Source organism: Pontibacter chinhatensis (assembly GCF_900113285.1).
GTDB lineage: Bacteria > Bacteroidota > Bacteroidia > Cytophagales > Hymenobacteraceae > Pontibacter > Pontibacter chinhatensis.
In genome coordinates this window covers 54148-69059 of sequence record NZ_FOOT01000007.1, presented here as the reverse complement: position 1 = coordinate 69059, position 14912 = coordinate 54148, and the positions used below count along the sequence as shown (strand labels likewise).

At 52.5% G+C, this 14912-nt stretch carries 15 protein-coding genes; 3 read left to right on the top strand and 12 right to left on the bottom strand.

The window, feature by feature from the left end; translation table 11 throughout:
- Nucleotides 1-55: 55 nt before the first annotated feature.
- The 12 genes from nuoL to murI form a co-directional block, all read right to left on the bottom strand.
- On the bottom strand, nt 56-2218 hold the full coding sequence (gene nuoL, locus BM040_RS17935; protein ID WP_092104453.1) for an NADH-quinone oxidoreductase subunit L: 2163 nt from the start codon (nt 2216-2218) through the stop codon (nt 56-58).
- Nucleotides 2219-2476: 258 nt separating this feature from the next.
- Entirely contained in the window at nt 2477-2785 is a 309-nt protein-coding gene (gene nuoK, locus BM040_RS17930; RefSeq protein ID WP_092104451.1) for an NADH-quinone oxidoreductase subunit NuoK, read from the bottom strand.
- Nucleotides 2786-2787: 2 nt separating this feature from the next.
- Complete coding sequence (locus tag BM040_RS17925) at nt 2788-3300, bottom strand: NADH-quinone oxidoreductase subunit J family protein (protein ID WP_092104449.1); 513 nt, start codon at nt 3298-3300, stop codon at nt 2788-2790.
- A gap of 29 nt (nt 3301-3329) precedes the next feature.
- A complete protein-coding gene (locus tag BM040_RS17920) occupies nt 3330-3749 on the bottom strand; it encodes a DUF1493 family protein (protein ID WP_092104447.1) in 420 nt (139 codons plus the stop codon).
- 3 nt (nt 3750-3752) lie between these two features.
- The gene (locus BM040_RS17915) at nt 3753-4343 is read right to left on the bottom strand and encodes a NuoI/complex I 23 kDa subunit family protein (RefSeq protein ID WP_175491118.1); all 591 of its coding nucleotides are present in this window, start codon (nt 4341-4343) and stop codon (nt 3753-3755) included.
- Between the two features lie 41 nt (nt 4344-4384).
- Nucleotides 4385-4954, bottom strand: coding sequence for an NUDIX hydrolase (locus BM040_RS17910; RefSeq protein ID WP_245756288.1), 570 nt, complete (start codon nt 4952-4954; stop codon nt 4385-4387).
- Nucleotides 4955-5071: 117 nt separating this feature from the next.
- Nucleotides 5072-6175: a complex I subunit 1/NuoH family protein gene (locus BM040_RS17905; protein WP_092104442.1), complete on the bottom strand. Its 1104-nt coding sequence runs from the start codon at nt 6173-6175 to the stop codon at nt 5072-5074.
- Between the two features lie 268 nt (nt 6176-6443).
- Nucleotides 6444-7016 (bottom strand): exonuclease/endonuclease/phosphatase family protein, encoded by a 573-nt coding sequence (locus BM040_RS17900; protein WP_175491117.1) that lies wholly within the window; start codon nt 7014-7016, stop codon nt 6444-6446.
- Nucleotides 7017-7144: 128 nt separating this feature from the next.
- Entirely contained in the window at nt 7145-7903 is a 759-nt protein-coding gene (gene map, locus BM040_RS17895; protein ID WP_092104437.1) for a type I methionyl aminopeptidase, read from the bottom strand.
- Between the two features lie 20 nt (nt 7904-7923).
- Nucleotides 7924-9108, bottom strand: a complete 1185-nt coding sequence (locus BM040_RS17890) for a glutathionylspermidine synthase family protein (protein WP_092104435.1) — start codon at nt 9106-9108, stop codon at nt 7924-7926.
- A gap of 23 nt (nt 9109-9131) precedes the next feature.
- A complete protein-coding gene (locus tag BM040_RS17885) occupies nt 9132-9683 on the bottom strand; it encodes a Cj0371 family chemotaxis-regulating polar lipoprotein (protein ID WP_092104433.1) in 552 nt (183 codons plus the stop codon).
- A gap of 1061 nt (nt 9684-10744) precedes the next feature.
- On the bottom strand, nt 10745-11560 hold the full coding sequence (murI, locus tag BM040_RS17880) for a glutamate racemase (protein ID WP_092104431.1): 816 nt from the start codon (nt 11558-11560) through the stop codon (nt 10745-10747).
- Nucleotides 11561-11881: 321 nt separating this feature from the next.
- On the opposite strand from murI, the gene BM040_RS17875 reads away from it, so the two are divergent.
- The 3 genes from BM040_RS17875 (at nt 11882) to BM040_RS17865 (ending at nt 14879) form a co-directional block, all read left to right on the top strand.
- Nucleotides 11882-12385 carry an RDD family protein gene (locus tag BM040_RS17875; protein WP_092104429.1) on the top strand — a complete coding sequence of 168 codons (504 nt, stop codon included), beginning with the start codon at nt 11882-11884 and terminating at the stop codon, nt 12383-12385.
- 90 nt (nt 12386-12475) lie between these two features.
- The gene (locus BM040_RS17870) at nt 12476-12865 is read left to right on the top strand and encodes an SPW repeat protein (RefSeq protein WP_092104427.1); all 390 of its coding nucleotides are present in this window, start codon (nt 12476-12478) and stop codon (nt 12863-12865) included.
- Nucleotides 12866-12989: 124 nt separating this feature from the next.
- Nucleotides 12990-14879 (top strand): ABC-F family ATP-binding cassette domain-containing protein, encoded by a 1890-nt coding sequence (locus tag BM040_RS17865; protein WP_092104594.1) that lies wholly within the window; start codon nt 12990-12992, stop codon nt 14877-14879.
- Nucleotides 14880-14912 lie beyond the last annotated feature (33 nt).

The window sequence follows — 14912 nt, the reverse complement described above, 5'->3', positions numbered from 1 at the left end:
TACTTATTGTTGCTTGTTAATAGCTGATTGGTAAATCCTACTCCCAAAGGTACTATCAAAACAGGATGATATATAGCATCAGTAAAATAAATCCGAATAGCGAGTAGGCGAAGTAACTTTGCACCTTACCGTTCTGCAGCCCGCGGCCCACACGCCCCATTACTTTTGAGAGTGCCCCCACCAGCCACACCAGCCCATCCACTACCCAGCGGTCCACCCAGGCTATAAACTTAGCCAGGATCACCAGCGCCTTGCTGCCATTGTTTAGCACATAGTCAATAACTTTTATGTCGATGCGGTACAGCTGGTGGCCTAGCCGAAGCGTGGGCTGCACAAAAGTTCTATTGTAAAACTCGTTGAGGCGGAAATGCTGCTGCGAGAATTGCGCCAGCCTGCCCTGCGGCTGCTCGTGCAGAAACTGCTCTGCTGTTCTGCTTTTATACTTTAGAATAGCCCAACTAATACCCGCTGCCGCGAGCAAAGTGGAAAGTATACCGAACACCAGGTGCAACGTATGGTTGGCCGCATCGCGCGCTATCACCGCCTGCACCAGTTCATCGGATAAAATGTAAGACGTGGATAGGTTTTCCAGGCTGATGCCCTGCAGGAGCCAGCTGCCGCCGAAACTCAATGGGTTGAGCGAGAAGAAAATGCCCAGCGAAAGTATAGCCAGCAGGATCACCGGCAACAGCATCTCGCGCTCTATCTCCTGCCCTGCCTTCAGCCGCAGGTCCTGCACCGGAAATGCTGCCCTGAACTCGCCGAAGAAGATAAACCACATGTGTCGCGCCATGTAGAAAGCCGTGAGCAGCACGACCGTGAACCCTATTACCGGAATGACAAAGTATAAACCGCCTCCCATGGTTTGCGCCCAGGCCCAGCTACCGGAAAGAATGGCGTCTTTTGACAAGAATCCTGAGAACAGCGGCAAGCCCACCAGGGCAGCAGCGGCAACCAGGTACGTATAAAACGTGAGTGGCATGGCTTTGCGCAGCCCGCCCATGTTTCGGATGTCCTGCGCGTCGAGGGACAGGTGGTGCTGGTGCAGGCCCCTGTGCATGGCGTGGATGATGATGCCCGAGTTGAGGAAGAGCGCGGCCTTGAAAAAGGCGTGGGTAGACAGGTGAAACAGCGCCGCATCGTGTGCGCCTACGCCCATGCCCATCACCATATAGCCCAGCTGCGAGATGGTCGAGAAAGCCAGCACGGCTTTGATGTCATACTGCGTGAGTGCCACCAGAGCGCCAATCAGGGCTGTTATAGCACCTACCAGGGCAATTACAGTAAGCGCCTCCGGCGTAAAAAAAGCATAGCAACGCGCCACCAGGTATACCCCAGCCGCCACCATGGTAGCTGCATGGATGAGCGCCGAAACCGGTGTTGGTCCTTGCATGGCATCCGGCAGCCAGACCTGCAGCGGAAACTGCGCCGACTTGCCCACACAGCCCATAAACAGCCCCAGCCCTGCCACCGTCAGGAAGACCGGCCCCAGCTCCACCAGCCACTCCTGGTTATTCAACGTATAGGTCGTCACGAAACTGCCACCCTCCCAGACACCGTTCCCGATGAGCAGGCGCAGCGCCTCCAAATCGAAGGTGCGGAAATAAGTATAGAAGGCGAACAGCCCGAGCAGCAGCCCGATATCGCCGATGCGGTTGACGAGGAAAGCTTTTTTGTTGGCCGCCACCGCCGCCGGTTTATGAAACCAGAAACCAATGAGCAGGTACGAGGAAAGTCCCACCAGCTCCCAGAACATGAACAGCAGCAGCAGGTTGTCCACCAGCACAATCCCCAACATGCTAAAGGTAAACAGGCCCAGGAAGGCAAAGTAGCGGCTGTAGCCCTTGTCGCCGTGCATGTAGCCCATCGAAAACAGCTGCACCAGCAGCGAGATGAAAGTGACAATCACCAGCATCAGCACCGTGAGGTTATCGAGCAGAATACCTGCCGTAAAATCGGTCAGGGAGTTACCTGGCAGACTGAACCAGGTAGTGCGCGTATGAAACGTAGCCGTGTTCCAGGTCTGCCAAAACAGCCACCCGGAAAGTATAAACGCTACGGCCGTTAGCCCAATAGCGAGCCAGTCGCCTTGGCGCGGCAGGCGTTTGCCCAACATAAACAGCACCAGAAAACCCAGCAGCGGCAGCAACAGCACCACCAGCGCGGTGGTGGTTTGGGGTGTGCCCGCCAAAGGCTTTAAGAGTTCGGATAGCTCCAAAGTATACTTCTGGTTTTGTTACGGATAGGCATGGCCGGGGCCAGCAAACAGCGGGCAAAGTTAACTATATTGCTTTAAACTTATAAGTATACTTTGGGGGAGATTTCAGGGATAGTTAAGCCAGCTGCGGAGCAGAAAAGTATAAATGAGTACTTAAATCGGGATGCCCTTTAGTAGATAACCTGGCCCTCCGCCCCAGTTGAGTTACAAACTCAACATTATGCAAAGCCACAAGTTGAAAACTTGCGGCAGGAAAAGTTACTCCTGCGTCGACACCTCGTTCAGGTTGGCTGTTTTAAAGTACTGGTACACCCGCAGCACAATGGCCAGCGCCACGGCCGCCTCGGCAGCGGCCACCAGGATTACGAAGAGGGAGAACATCTGGCCCTGCAGCAACGTGGGATCATGGCGGCTGAAAGCGACCAGGTTGAGGTTGGCGGCATTAAAAATCAACTCAATGCCCATCAGTACCACCACCGCATGGCGCTTGGAAATAACAGCCAATACACCGATGCTGAAAAGGACCGCGCTCAGGAGTAAAATATGCTCTAAGGGAATCTGCTCCATACTTATGCGTTCTGTTTTTCGGTGGCAACATAGGCGGCACCCATCAGGGCGATGAGCAGCAGCAGCGAGGCCAGCTCAAAGGGCACCACAAAATCGGTCATCAGCTTAATGCCTATACTTTGCACCCTGCTTTTCTGATTGCCCAGCACATCTACCTCCGAGGTCTGCAGCCAGGGCAGCGAGGCAACGTTCGCCTTCAGTATGGCATAGCTCAGCCCGACAAGTATAAGCCCGGCCACCAGCGTGCCCCATACTTTGTTCACGCTCTCCGAGAGCACCGACTTGTTGTGCACGCGGCTGCTGAGCATGATGCCGAACAATATAAGCACCAGCACACCACCCACATACACCATTAGTTGCGTGACAGCTATAAAATCGGCAAACAGCAGCACGTAAATGCCAGCTATACTTAGCAAGGTTATCAGCAGCGAAAACCCAGCATACAGCAGGTTGCGCGTCAGCACCACGTAGGCTGCCGAAAGTATAGCAAGTATGGCGAAGAGGTAGAAAAGCATCTTTTCAGTTATCAGTTAACATTTATCAATTATCCCCAATATTTGTATAGCAGAAGTATAGCCAGCACTAAAAGCATAATAACTGAAACAATCTGATTGAAGAGTAAATCATATCTTCTTTCTGGTAGATGATGCTCCGGATACTTAACCGTCCATTTCCTACTATTTGCAAAATTGGTTAACATTTTGGGTGTAACAGGAATTCTCTTTACTCTTGCATAAGGTGGCTTAAAGAACCAAGATCCCAAATTCAAGCCTTCCTCATCAGCATGGAAATACCACAAATAGGCAGTTAAATCTACTTCGTATCTGGCAGCAAAATGCTCTATAAAATCATGGAAATCGTCCCCAGCCAAATCTAAATCGTCATAGATATCGGACTCTTCTTGTACTTTATTACTAGAAGTATAAGCTCTTGTAAATTCAAGTATCTCATCAACCTGAATCATACTTTACCCCTGCTTCCTCGCCGCCAGCGCGGCTGCTTTGGCGGCGGCCATCTCCTCTTGCTGCTTGGCCAGCAACTGCTTCTTCTCCTCGGCCTGTTCGGGCGTGAGGTCGGTGAAGTGGTAGACCATGTTCTTGATGTTTACTTCCGCAAAATCGTACACCGGCGTCATGGTGAGGCAGTCGGTGGGGCAAACGGTGGTGCAGAGGCCGCAGTAGCAGCATTTGGCCATGTCGATGTCGAACACCTGGGCGTAGAGGCGTTTTTTGGTGCCGTCGGAGGTCATACCAATGTCTTCCGTTGCCTTTACCGACTCAATTGTAATGCAGTTTACCGGGCATATCTTGGCGCAGAGGTCGCAGACAATGCAGTCGTCAATCTCGTTGTGCAGGCGGTAGCGGCCGTTATCGGGCACGGGAATGGCCTCGTACGGGTACTTGAGCGTAGCCATGCCATCGGGCTGCTTAAAGTAGTTCTCGTCCGACACATACTCCGGTGTGCGGCGGTTGCGGGCGTTCTTAAAGTGCCGCCACGTCAGGCCAAGTCCGCTCACCAGCGACTTCACCACGTACCCAAAACCTGTATGTTTTTTCACTTCGTTCAAGTTAATAAATTTGAATTAAGAGCTCAAAGCACTCAGCGTGCATCCTCTTCCAGCTCATTTATTATACTTAGCAACTCACTCAGCATCATAGCCGTAGCACCCCAGACTGTATGGCCATCAACACCAAAATAAGGCGCAGAAATCTCGATGTTGCCAGATACTACAAAATTCGTAATACCCCTGATGCTTGTATCGAGCAGCGTGGAGAGCGGTACTTCTATCAATTGGTCCACTTCCCTGGGGTCCAGCAAAAAAGCCGGCTTTTGCTCCATATAGCCCACCACCGGATGCACCATATGGTTGCTGGCAAATACAAAGAGGTCGCTCAGGTGGCCAATAACCGTGACCTCTGCCGGGTTGATGCCTATTTCTTCCTGTGCCTCTCTTAAGGCCGTTTCGTAGAAATTTGCATCGGTCTCTTCCCTTCTGCCTCCAGGCAATCCTATCTGGCCGCTATGTACGCCCGCATAAACAGGCCGCAGGATAAGTGGCAGCTTTATTTTGTTTCCATCCTGGTAAAACAATATCAGTACAGCGCTTTCTTTCGTCTGGCTATCCGGCTTTGCTCTGAGTTTAAGGTTATTCCGGTTTATACTTGACATTAGGTTATGAGCAGCTTCACCGGGTAGTGGCTCCTGCAATCTCTTCCTGAGTGCCTCTATAAACTTGTGCATTAACCTGCTATCAACTGTATATGATTTCCCTCTATTGAGTCTAATTTAAATCATCAACAACCGCCAGATGCCGGCTATTAAAACCACGGCCAGCGCTACCGGCGTGAGCACTTTCCAACACAGGTGCATGAGCTGGTCTACGCGCAGGCGCGGATAGGTCCAGCGGAGCTGCAACTGCAGAAATAAAAGTATAAAGGTCTTGCTCAGCAACCAGAAAATGCCCCACAGTATACTTGAGATTTCGCCAGGCGTGCCGGAAGTCCAGTAGGCCAGCGCCACGGGGCCAATGTTCGGTAAAGGCGTGTTCCAGCTTCCCAGGAAAAGCACTACGGCCACCAGGCATACCAGCACCATCATACTATACTCAGCCAGAAACAGCACCGCAAACCGGAAACCCGAATACTCTACGTGGAAACCCGCCACCAGCTCCGACTCCGCCTCTGGGATGTCGAAGGGCGCGCGGTTGCTCTCGGCCAGCGAGGCGATAAAGTAGATGATAAAGGCTACTAAAAGTATAGGTGCCCGGAAAATGTTCCAGGTCGTGATGCCGCCGATGGTAGTGGTGTTGATACCCAAGGCCTCAATGCCGAAAAGCCAGTTCATCTCATACTCCAGTCCCGGGAACTGGTTCATCAGCGCCCCTTGCTGGTAGCTAATCTCCTGGAAGTCCAGTGACTGGCACACCATCACCACCGAAAGTATAGCCAGCCCCGCCGGAATCTCATAGGACACAATTTGTGCCACCGAGCGCATCGCGCCCAGCATGGCATACTTGTTATTCGAGCCCCAGCCGGCCATCAGCAGCCCCACCACATCCAGCGAAATAATGGCCAGCAGGTAAAATACGCCAATGCCAATACCGGCCGGCACCAGGTCCGGTGTGAAGGGAATCACGGCAAAGCCTGCGAAAACCGCGGCAAAGATGAGGATAGGCGCCAGCTTGAACAGGCCTTTATCGGCTGCTGCCGGCACGATGTCTTCTTTCTGCAGCAGCTTCAGCACGTCGGCTACCGCCTGCAGCGAGCCCTGCGGCCCCGCCTCGGTGGGTCCCATGCGGTCCTGCATAAAAGCGGCCACCTTGCGCTCGGCATAGGCCAGCGCAATCACCACTCCCAGCAAGGCTCCTAAGGTCAGCAGAAAAGCGAGCATAGCGTTTGTCTTTATCCCCGCAAAGGTAGGGTATAATTTGGAGAATAGAATTTTGTCAGAATTAGGATTTGCGGGATTTATGGATGGGCAGGATTATCTGAGTACCCGGGCCAACCACCCCTGCCCCTCAGAGCTGCGCTCGCTACCTTCAAACTCGTGTTCTCGGTAGTCCAAGGAGGGGAGTCTGCAACTGCCAATTTAAAAGTATAAGATTCATAGCTATTGGTGCTGTGCGGACAGGTCGCGACCAACTCCTGCAAATAGAACTTTACCAGATCAACAGACTGTTCTGCCCGACAACCCTCCACTTGTCATTCTCTTTTGTGAAGAAGTATGCTTCTTCAAATCCCCAATCCGGAGCTTTAGTAAAAAGTACTACTGCAATAGCATGATCAGCACTTTTATTGAAAGCAATATTATTCAACCAAACAGCACCTAAGGTATCTCCTGCGTAATATGATTCTTTACCTTTCAGCACAGGTACTAGCTTATACTTAAAAGAAGTATTCAAACTGCCAGGTTCTACAATCTTATAGAATTTCCAGGTACTATCCGCAATTATTACTCTGAACTGCTCTTCTTCGAATCCATCATATTTCTTTAAGAGATCTTTCCCACTAGCTGTATATCTTTCTTCTGAAAATAATCTATCAGTAAAATGGTGCGGTTCATCTTCCGGGCTAAAGATTACATCCACAACTACACTATCGTTAACCATTACAGGCTTTGCATCTAACCATCTATCCGAATGCCCAAGCAAAGAATCAAAAGCCAAGCTATAGATTTGGGTAATATCATCCTGTGTGAAAGGAATCTCTACCTGTTTCTCCTCCTGCTGCACCTGCTTGCAGCAAAAGACCAACAGGCACAAGGGTAATGTATAGCTATACTTCAGAAATCACCACATCTTCAGATTCTTAAATCTTTACTACCGGGCGCAGTATAAACTGCTAGAGGCTGTGCAGCGGGTTATATCCCGTTTGCTTTGGTCAGGATAATCGGTTCGCCGTCGGTGATGAGGATGGTGTGTTCGTGCTGCGCCACATAGCCACCACGTTCAGCCAAGAGCGTCCAGCCGTCGCCTTTCTCGTGGGTATAACTGCCCTTGGTGGAGATAAACGTCTCGACAGCAACCACGGTATTTTTCCGGAAGCGCTGCGTGTTGTAGCGGTCGTAAAAGCAGGGAATCTCGTTTGGAGCTTCATGCAGGCTTCTGCCTACCCCGTGGCCCACCAGGTTCTTGATTACCTTAAAGCCATTCTTTTTGGCTTCCATTTCGATAATTCTGCCTATCTCGGAGATTCGTTTTCCGCCCCTGATTTCCTTTAGCGCCTTGTGCAGCGCGCTCACGGAGGTATCCACCAGCTTTTTCAGCCCGTGCACGTCCTTGCCAAGTATAAAAGAGCCGCCATTGTCGGCATAAAAGCCGTTTAACTCCGCCGACACGTCAATATTCACCAAATCACCCTCTTTCAGCACCGTGCTCTCGGAAGGGATGCCGTGCGCGGCCTCGTTGTTGATGCTGATGCACGTATAGCCGGGAAAGTCGTAGGTAATTTTGGGTGCGGACTTCGCCCCAAAAGATTGCAGCACTTCGTAACCATATTCATCGAGCTGTTTCGTGGTAATGCCCGGCTTGGTATACTCGCGCATTTTCTTGAGGGTAACGGCAACGGCTTCGCTTACCTGCTGCATACCGGCCAATTCTTCCTCTGTTTCTATCGTCATTGTGTGTAGTAAAGTATAAATTATTCCACCAGGTGCGGCACAAACTGCGAGAGGTTGGTGATGATGCCTTTCTCCCTTCTAAAGCCAATCGCACAGCCCTCCCCGGCCCAGAACACGCCGGCCTGGTACGTATAGCCTTTATTGTCTTCGGGCAGCTCACACCAGCGCTGGTATACTTGCTGCTGACTGTCGTATTCGCCCCGTACCTTAGTTATACTTACTTTATCTACTACCTCCACGCTCTGGCCCTCGCGCCCGAAGTATGGCTTGCGGATATACTTGCCGTGGAGGGGCGACAGGTCGGTTTCGAGGAGCAGCGGGTGATACGGGTACGCCTTCCAAAGCCAGGCCAGCATGCCTTTGCTTTGAAACAGCAAGGTATAAGCCGGGTTGGCGATAACCACATTGCGCATACTGGCCAGGTAAGTCAGGCTCTCGAGCAGTTCGGGCTCCTCCCAGGCAATCTGCTCCCAGGGCAGAAGTTTAAACAGAAACGGAAACTGCCGCCATTGCTCGGCACCAATTTGCGCCCACACGCCTTTCTCGGCGCCTTCTGTGGAGATGTTCACCTGGTCAATCGGGCAGAGGTGCGCCTCAAAACCTGCCTCGTTCGCGGCCTGTGCAATCACAGCGCAATTAGCATCGTCTTCGGCGCTGCTGCCGATGTAGGTGAGCAGCAAGGCTGGAGCCAGGTCGGAGTTGAGCATGCGCCAGGTTTTGAGCTGCTCGACCAGCGTCTCATACAGCCCGGAATATTGCCGCGCCTCGTTCTTACCGGCGGCAGCCAGGCTGGCCCACTGCACCACGGCGGTTTCAGGGATGGAGGTGGCGGTATCGGCGTTGAACTCGATCAGCTTGGGGCCTTCAGGCGTCTGGGCCAGGTCGAAGCGGCCGTACAAATGCCAGTGCCGCTCGTCGTTCCAGGACTGCCGCAGCAGCTCCCACAGGTTCTCCGGGATGCCCAGCACTTTTAGAAATTCATCCGGAAGTCCGTCGGGTACGGCGTTCACCATCATCTCGTACAGGGTTCCGGCAGCCTCTAAGAGTGCATCGGCCTCCTGCTCCGGCAGCACCACCGCCTCACCGGGTACGTAGTTGGCGCAGCCGTCTTCCACGCACCATTCCCAGCCAAGTCCGCGCACAGCGGTGTCTATGTCGCCGGAATGGGGCTCCAGGCGAACGCTTAACTTGTCCTTATTCAGCATTAATTCTTAAAGTAAAGTATAACTTAGCCGCCGGTACCGGTGCCGCTGCCTCTAAAGTAGCCGCTTCGGCCGGTGCGTGGCGCGGTGGACTGCTGTCGGTAGGTTTGCACATCCTGGCGCCAGGCGGCCGTGTTGTTCATCACCCCTGGGTTGGCGTAATAGCCTGCCCGCGGGCCCATGGTGCGGCCTGCCATATAGCCCAGCGCGCTCCACCACAGCACATTGCCCATCCCAAAGCCTCCACCCTGCTGGTATACCTGCTGGTTATCGGCCAGCGCCTTTAGTTGGTTTTCCAGCTCCAGCCCTTGCAGTGTGTCCACGCGCCCGTCGTTATACTTCAGAATGGCCATACTTTTACCGGGAGCCGTGGTGCGCTCGTCGGTGATTTTCCATTGGTCAGGCGCCTCCTCGGTAAGCTCTGTGATAACACCATCCGGCACTTTCACCTCGTCACCGGTTTTCCACTCCTCGTTCTGGGTATTCGGTCCGCAGCTGGTCAGGCCCATGCAGGCAGCAGCGGCCACGATAAAGGCGTTCCGCTTCAGGTCTCCTATGGTCAGGTACTTCTTCTTCATCAGGGTTCGTCTTGATTGGCTTATAAAGATACGCTTTTTACGTGTAAGCTCCTGAGTTCGGCTGGATTTATACTTGGGTTGAGGGGGTTAGGAGGTGCAAGGTCCAACTACATCTGGCTGCGTATTAACCCCACCCCGGCCTCCCCTAAAAACAGGGAAGGGCGTTTTGTAGTGCCGGGTCCAACCACCCCTAACCCCTCCTTGGCTGAGGGGAGTCTGTTTTTACTTATGCAGAAGTATAGGTTTCATAGTTAAAGTGTAAACACCCCTATGGTCCCCTCGAGGGGACAGTCTGGTCTTTAATCATTCCTTGTCATCTCGAGCAGGGCGAGAGATCTATCGGGAATTCTAACTAGATTCCTCACAGCTACGCTGGCTCTCTTCGGCTCTCGCCTCACGAGGGTCGAGATGACAGCAGGGGCAGGAGGTTCCTTGTCTCAGGCAAGCGAGTCTCAGCAGTACCGGGTCCAACCACCCCTACCCCTCCTTAGCCAAGAAGGGGAGCTCTGCTCCTGTTCCATAGCAGAGTCAGCAGCTATCGAACCTATCCCAGCCTTTGGGTTGAGCGCCTCGAGAGGTTCCGGTGACGAGCGCAAGCGAGGCAGCCCGAGGTACGAGGGTAGGAAGCGAAAGCAGCGCGATGCCCGAAGGCGAGGCCTCCCGGCCTGGGAGGGCACCAAGTATGAGGTGAAACGAGACGTCTATGGGAACTAGAGGATGAACGGGAGCTAGAAAGGATAGCTTGGTTCAGGTTGCGGGAAGCAGCGGCTAGGAAAGTATATCAGAAGTATAAGCTAGTGCTAAGGTATAAGTATGGCTCTGCGAGCCAGTTGGGTTACAAACCCAACATCATAGGTAGGCACGGGTTGCAAACTCGCGCCAGCGAGTGAATGGAAGTATAGCCAAGTATTAAAGTATAGCTAAGGTACAAAGTATGGCTTGCGCGGATTAGGATGTCCGCAGCAGTTTTTGTCCCGGATAAGGATGTCCGGAACAGCGGAAGAGATTCGCGGCAGAAGGCATCATTTCAAACTCCCAAACTCTCTAACTCCTAAACTCCCCTACTCCCACAGCGGATAATGCTCCAGGTGTACTTTGCGTTTAAAGAAAATGCGGGTGCTCTCCTCAAAAGAGCGGGTAAAGTCTGAAACGTAGAAGGTATGGTCGCCGGAACGCTGGCTGGCGGCCAGGTCGTGCTGCTCGAGGTACTCCTTTACGTGCTGCGCCACAATCTGGCTCGCATCCAGCACATCTACCCTGCCCTGGTAATAGGCCTCGATTTGCTTTTTGATGAGCGGGTAGTGAGTGCAGCCAAGTATAAGTGCCTCCATGCCTTTCAACTGCGGGTCTGATAGGTAAGCATTGATCACACTCTCGGAGATGGAGTCGTTAAAGAAGCCCTCCTCGATCATGGCAGCCAACAGCGGCGTCGCCACCGACCGGAGGGTGATGCCTTTATCCAGCGCATCTACTTTTTTGCGGTACACATTGGAGTTGACAGTTTGCTTCGTGCCAATCAAGCCAATCGTTTTATTCGGGTAGGCCTGCCCGACGTAGTGCACAATCGGGTCTATCACGTTCAGCACCTTGGCTTTGCTACCCACATACTCTTTTACCAGCTCATAAGCGGCAGCCGAGGCCGAGTTGCAGGCAATGAGAATCACCTTGCACTGCTGCCGGATCAGCAGGTCGCATATCTTAACCGAATAGGCCTGAATGGCTGCCGTAGACTTATCGCCGTACGGCAGGTGGGCCGTATCCCCAAAGTATACAATGCGCTCCTGCGGCAGCACATTTATAATCGCCTGAGCCACTGTAAGTCCGCCTATTCCACTGTCAAAAACCCCTATTGGTCTCTCGCTCTTTTCCTGCTTCATGATGGGCTAAATTAATGAAAAGCCGGCTGTTTAGGTCATTCACCACCAAAATACGTACACTCACAAATTCTTGTAACCTTTTTGAATTTATACTCACTGCAAAAAGTTAAATTGCTAACAGGATAGTTTATATAAATAAATATTATGCAAGCTATTGATTGGTAAATTACAATCTATTATTTTTAATCTACTTCAACTTACGCCACACTTAGTTACTCTTTGCGGTAGCTAACCTTACCAAAGGAGCCCCTCCAGCTTTGGAGTGAAGAAATGAGCATCAGGCCCTGCAACAGGCCTTCGGAACCTTATACCCTATTGCACATGCAAAGCACGATAACGCTATCGCCCGCACCCACGGTTAAACGCTCCGCCTTATATGGCACGCTCCCTGCCCGTTTCGTTTCTTTTCTGGTGGATACTACCCTGCTGGTCTTTATTTACACCTTGGTTGTATACGGCTTCAGCAGTGCGCCGCAGCATGTATACTCCTGGGAATCTGTACTGGCTGGTAAAATAGATGTAAGCGAGCTACTGCTGGCTGCCAAAGAGGTTTTCCTGAACCCCTTCTTCCCGATATTGCACTGGGCTTACTATACTTTCCTGGAATCTTCCCAAAGACAGGCCACCATCGGCAAGTATACGCTGGGCATGCGCGTGACCGATCTGCGCGGCAAACCCATTGGGTTTGTGCAGGCTAACCTGCGTTATTTTACCAAAATCCTGTCTTTGCTGCCGTTTGGGCTGGGCTTTGTGCTCATGGTCAATTCACGCAGGCACCAGATGATGCACGACTACCTGGCGCGTACGCTGGTGGTGAATGAGTAACCGTTTACCTAAAAAAATTGCACTATTTCTCATATAAAACCTGAACCACTCGTATAATAGGCTGTAAACCAATTACGAAAGGAGGTTTTTATGAGATTTATTCCAACCCGGTTCCACGGGGTTCTTGACTATGTGGTAGGGCTGATTTTTATAGCAGCCCCATGGCTGTTCGGTTTCTCCGACGTTAACTCGGCTACCTGGGTGATGGTGGTGGCAGGCATACTGGTGCTACTGCAAACCGTGTTCACCGACTTTGAGGTGGGCCTGATACACAAGGTTCCGATGCAGTCGCACCTGATGGTAGACTTTGCCCTGGGTGTGATTCTGGCTGTATCGCCCTGGTTGCTTAACTTTGACGACCAGGTTTACATGCCTCACCTTGTAGGTGGTGTGTTCTCCATCCTGGCATCGCTGACAACCCACCGCAAGCCGAGCGAGTCGTATGCCAGACGCCATGCAACCCAGGATAACGTGCTTTAAAAACAAACTTTAACCGTATCAGGAAAGGCTGGCCCCGCAGGGCCGGCCTTTTTTATACTTTATACTTTCGGCTTTGTAGCGGCGGCATTACCGTTTGTGGCCGCACATCGCTAACTTTGTAGTTATGAATTTCCTTTCCGCAGAAAACATCTCTAAAAGCTTCGGCGACCGATGGCTTTTCAAAAACCTAAGCTTTGGCATCAGCCAGGGACAGCGCGTGGTGCTGGTGGGCGTAAACGGCTCCGGCAAAACTACACTGCTTAACGTACTGGCCGGCAAACTTCCCCCCGACGAGGGAAGTGTAAGCGTGCGTAAGGAAATCAGCATCGGCTACCTGGGCCAGAACCCGGAGTTCGACGAGGAGCTGACCGTGCAGCAGACCATTTTTGCTATGCAGAACGAGACGCTGCAGCTGATAAAAGAGTATGAGGCTGCCATTGCCAACCCTAATACCGGCGACGAGAAAATGCAGAAGCTCATGGAGCGCATGGACGAGCTGCAGGCCTGGGACTTTGAGGTAAAGGTGAAGCAGATCCTCTCCAAGCTGGGCATCACCAACCTCGACGCCAAGGTAAAGCACCTCTCCGGCGGCCAGCGCAAGCGCGTGGCCATGGCCCGTGTGCTGATAGAGGAGCCCGATATGCTCATCCTGGACGAGCCCACCAACCACCTGGACCTGGACACCATCGAATGGCTGGAGGGGATGCTGAGCACGCAGAACACCACCCTGCTGATGGTGACCCACGACCGCTACTTCCTGGATAAGGTGGCCAACGAGATAGCCGAACTCGAAAACGGCGAGATTTATACTTACAAGGGCAACTACAGCTACTTTCTGGAGAAAAAAGCCGAGCGCGAGCAATCCGCTGCGGCAGAAACCGAGAAAGCCCGCAACCTGATGCGAAAGGAGCTCGACTGGATACGCCGCCAGCCGAAGGCCCGCGGCACCAAGGCCAAGTATAGGGTGGATGCTTTCGAGGAGCTGAAGGAAAAGGCCGCCAAAAAGACTGCCGGACCGCAGCTGGAGCTATCGGTTAAAACCACCCGCCAGGGCGGCAAAATCATCGAGGTGGAGCACATCTCCAAATCCTTTGGGGAAAAGAAGATTGTGGACGACTTCAGCTACGTGTTCAAGAAGAAGGACCGTATTGGGGTTGTTGGTCCCAACGGCGCCGGCAAATCAACCTTCCTGAACATGCTCACGGGCAAGCTACAGCCTGATTCTGGTATTATCGAGGCCGGCCAGACCACTGTTTTCGGCTATTACACCCAGGATGAGCTGGAGTATAAGGAGGATCAGCGCGTGATTGATATCGTGAAGGAGATTGCCGAGGTGGTGGAGATGGCAAACGGCGAGGTGATTACAGCGAGCCAGTTTCTGCAGCATTTCCAGTTTGCTCCCCCGCAGCAGTATACGTTTGTAAGCAAGCTGAGCGGTGGCGAGAAACGCCGCCTGCAGCTCTTGCGCGTGCTCATCAAAAATCCGAACTTCCTCATCCTCGACGAGCCCACCAACGACCTGGACATCATCACGCTCAACATCCTGGAAGACTTCCTGCTCAACTTTGGCGGTTGCCTGATCATCGTAAGCCACGACCGCTACTTTATGGACCGCCTGGTGGAGCACCTGTTCGTGTTTGAGGGCGAGGGCAAGATCCGCAACTTTGCAGGCAACTACTCCGACTACCGCGAGTGGCAGAAGGAGCAGGAGAAACAGGACAAGCTACAGCAGGATGAGGCCAAAGCGGCAACACCCGCGCCTGTTGCAGAGAAAAAGCCGGAGCAGCCAAACAACAAGCGCAAGGCCACTTACAACGAGAAAAAGGAGTACGAGCAGCTGGAGAAAGAAATAGCGCGCCTCGAAACCCGCAAAGCTGAGATCATCGACACCATGAACAACGGCGGCGTTACGGACCATGAGGCACTGCATGCGCTTGCCGCGGAGTTGGAAAGTATAAACGAGCAACTGGAAGAAAAGGAATTCCGGTGGCTAGAGTTGGCCGAGCTAATGTAAGAAGTATAAAGTATAAGTATAAACCCCTTCCTG

What these genes read in the sequence shown, in the direction of transcription:
- murI (WP_092104431.1), bottom strand. Translation starts at nt 11,560, where the DNA reads ATGAAGCAGGAAAAGAGCGAGAGACCAATAGGGGTTTTTGACAGTGGA.
- BM040_RS17870 (WP_092104427.1), top strand. Translation starts at nt 12,476, where the DNA reads ATGAGATTTATTCCAACCCGGTTCCACGGGGTTCTTGACTATGTGGTA.
- BM040_RS17920 (WP_092104447.1), bottom strand. Translation starts at nt 3,749, where the DNA reads ATGATTCAGGTTGATGAGATACTTGAATTTACAAGAGCTTATACTTCT.
- BM040_RS17905 (WP_092104442.1), bottom strand. Translation starts at nt 6,175, where the DNA reads ATGCTCGCTTTTCTGCTGACCTTAGGAGCCTTGCTGGGAGTGGTGATT.
- BM040_RS17875 (WP_092104429.1), top strand. Translation starts at nt 11,882, where the DNA reads ATGCAAAGCACGATAACGCTATCGCCCGCACCCACGGTTAAACGCTCC.
- BM040_RS17910 (WP_245756288.1), bottom strand. Translation starts at nt 4,954, where the DNA reads ATGTCAAGTATAAACCGGAATAACCTTAAACTCAGAGCAAAGCCGGAT.
- map (WP_092104437.1), bottom strand. Translation starts at nt 7,903, where the DNA reads ATGACGATAGAAACAGAGGAAGAATTGGCCGGTATGCAGCAGGTAAGC.
- nuoK (WP_092104451.1), bottom strand. Translation starts at nt 2,785, where the DNA reads ATGGAGCAGATTCCCTTAGAGCATATTTTACTCCTGAGCGCGGTCCTT.
- BM040_RS17865 (WP_092104594.1), top strand. Translation starts at nt 12,990, where the DNA reads ATGAATTTCCTTTCCGCAGAAAACATCTCTAAAAGCTTCGGCGACCGA.
- BM040_RS17925 (WP_092104449.1), bottom strand. Translation starts at nt 3,300, where the DNA reads ATGCTTTTCTACCTCTTCGCCATACTTGCTATACTTTCGGCAGCCTAC.
- BM040_RS17885 (WP_092104433.1), bottom strand. Translation starts at nt 9,683, where the DNA reads ATGAAGAAGAAGTACCTGACCATAGGAGACCTGAAGCGGAACGCCTTT.
- BM040_RS17890 (WP_092104435.1), bottom strand. Translation starts at nt 9,108, where the DNA reads ATGCTGAATAAGGACAAGTTAAGCGTTCGCCTGGAGCCCCATTCCGGC.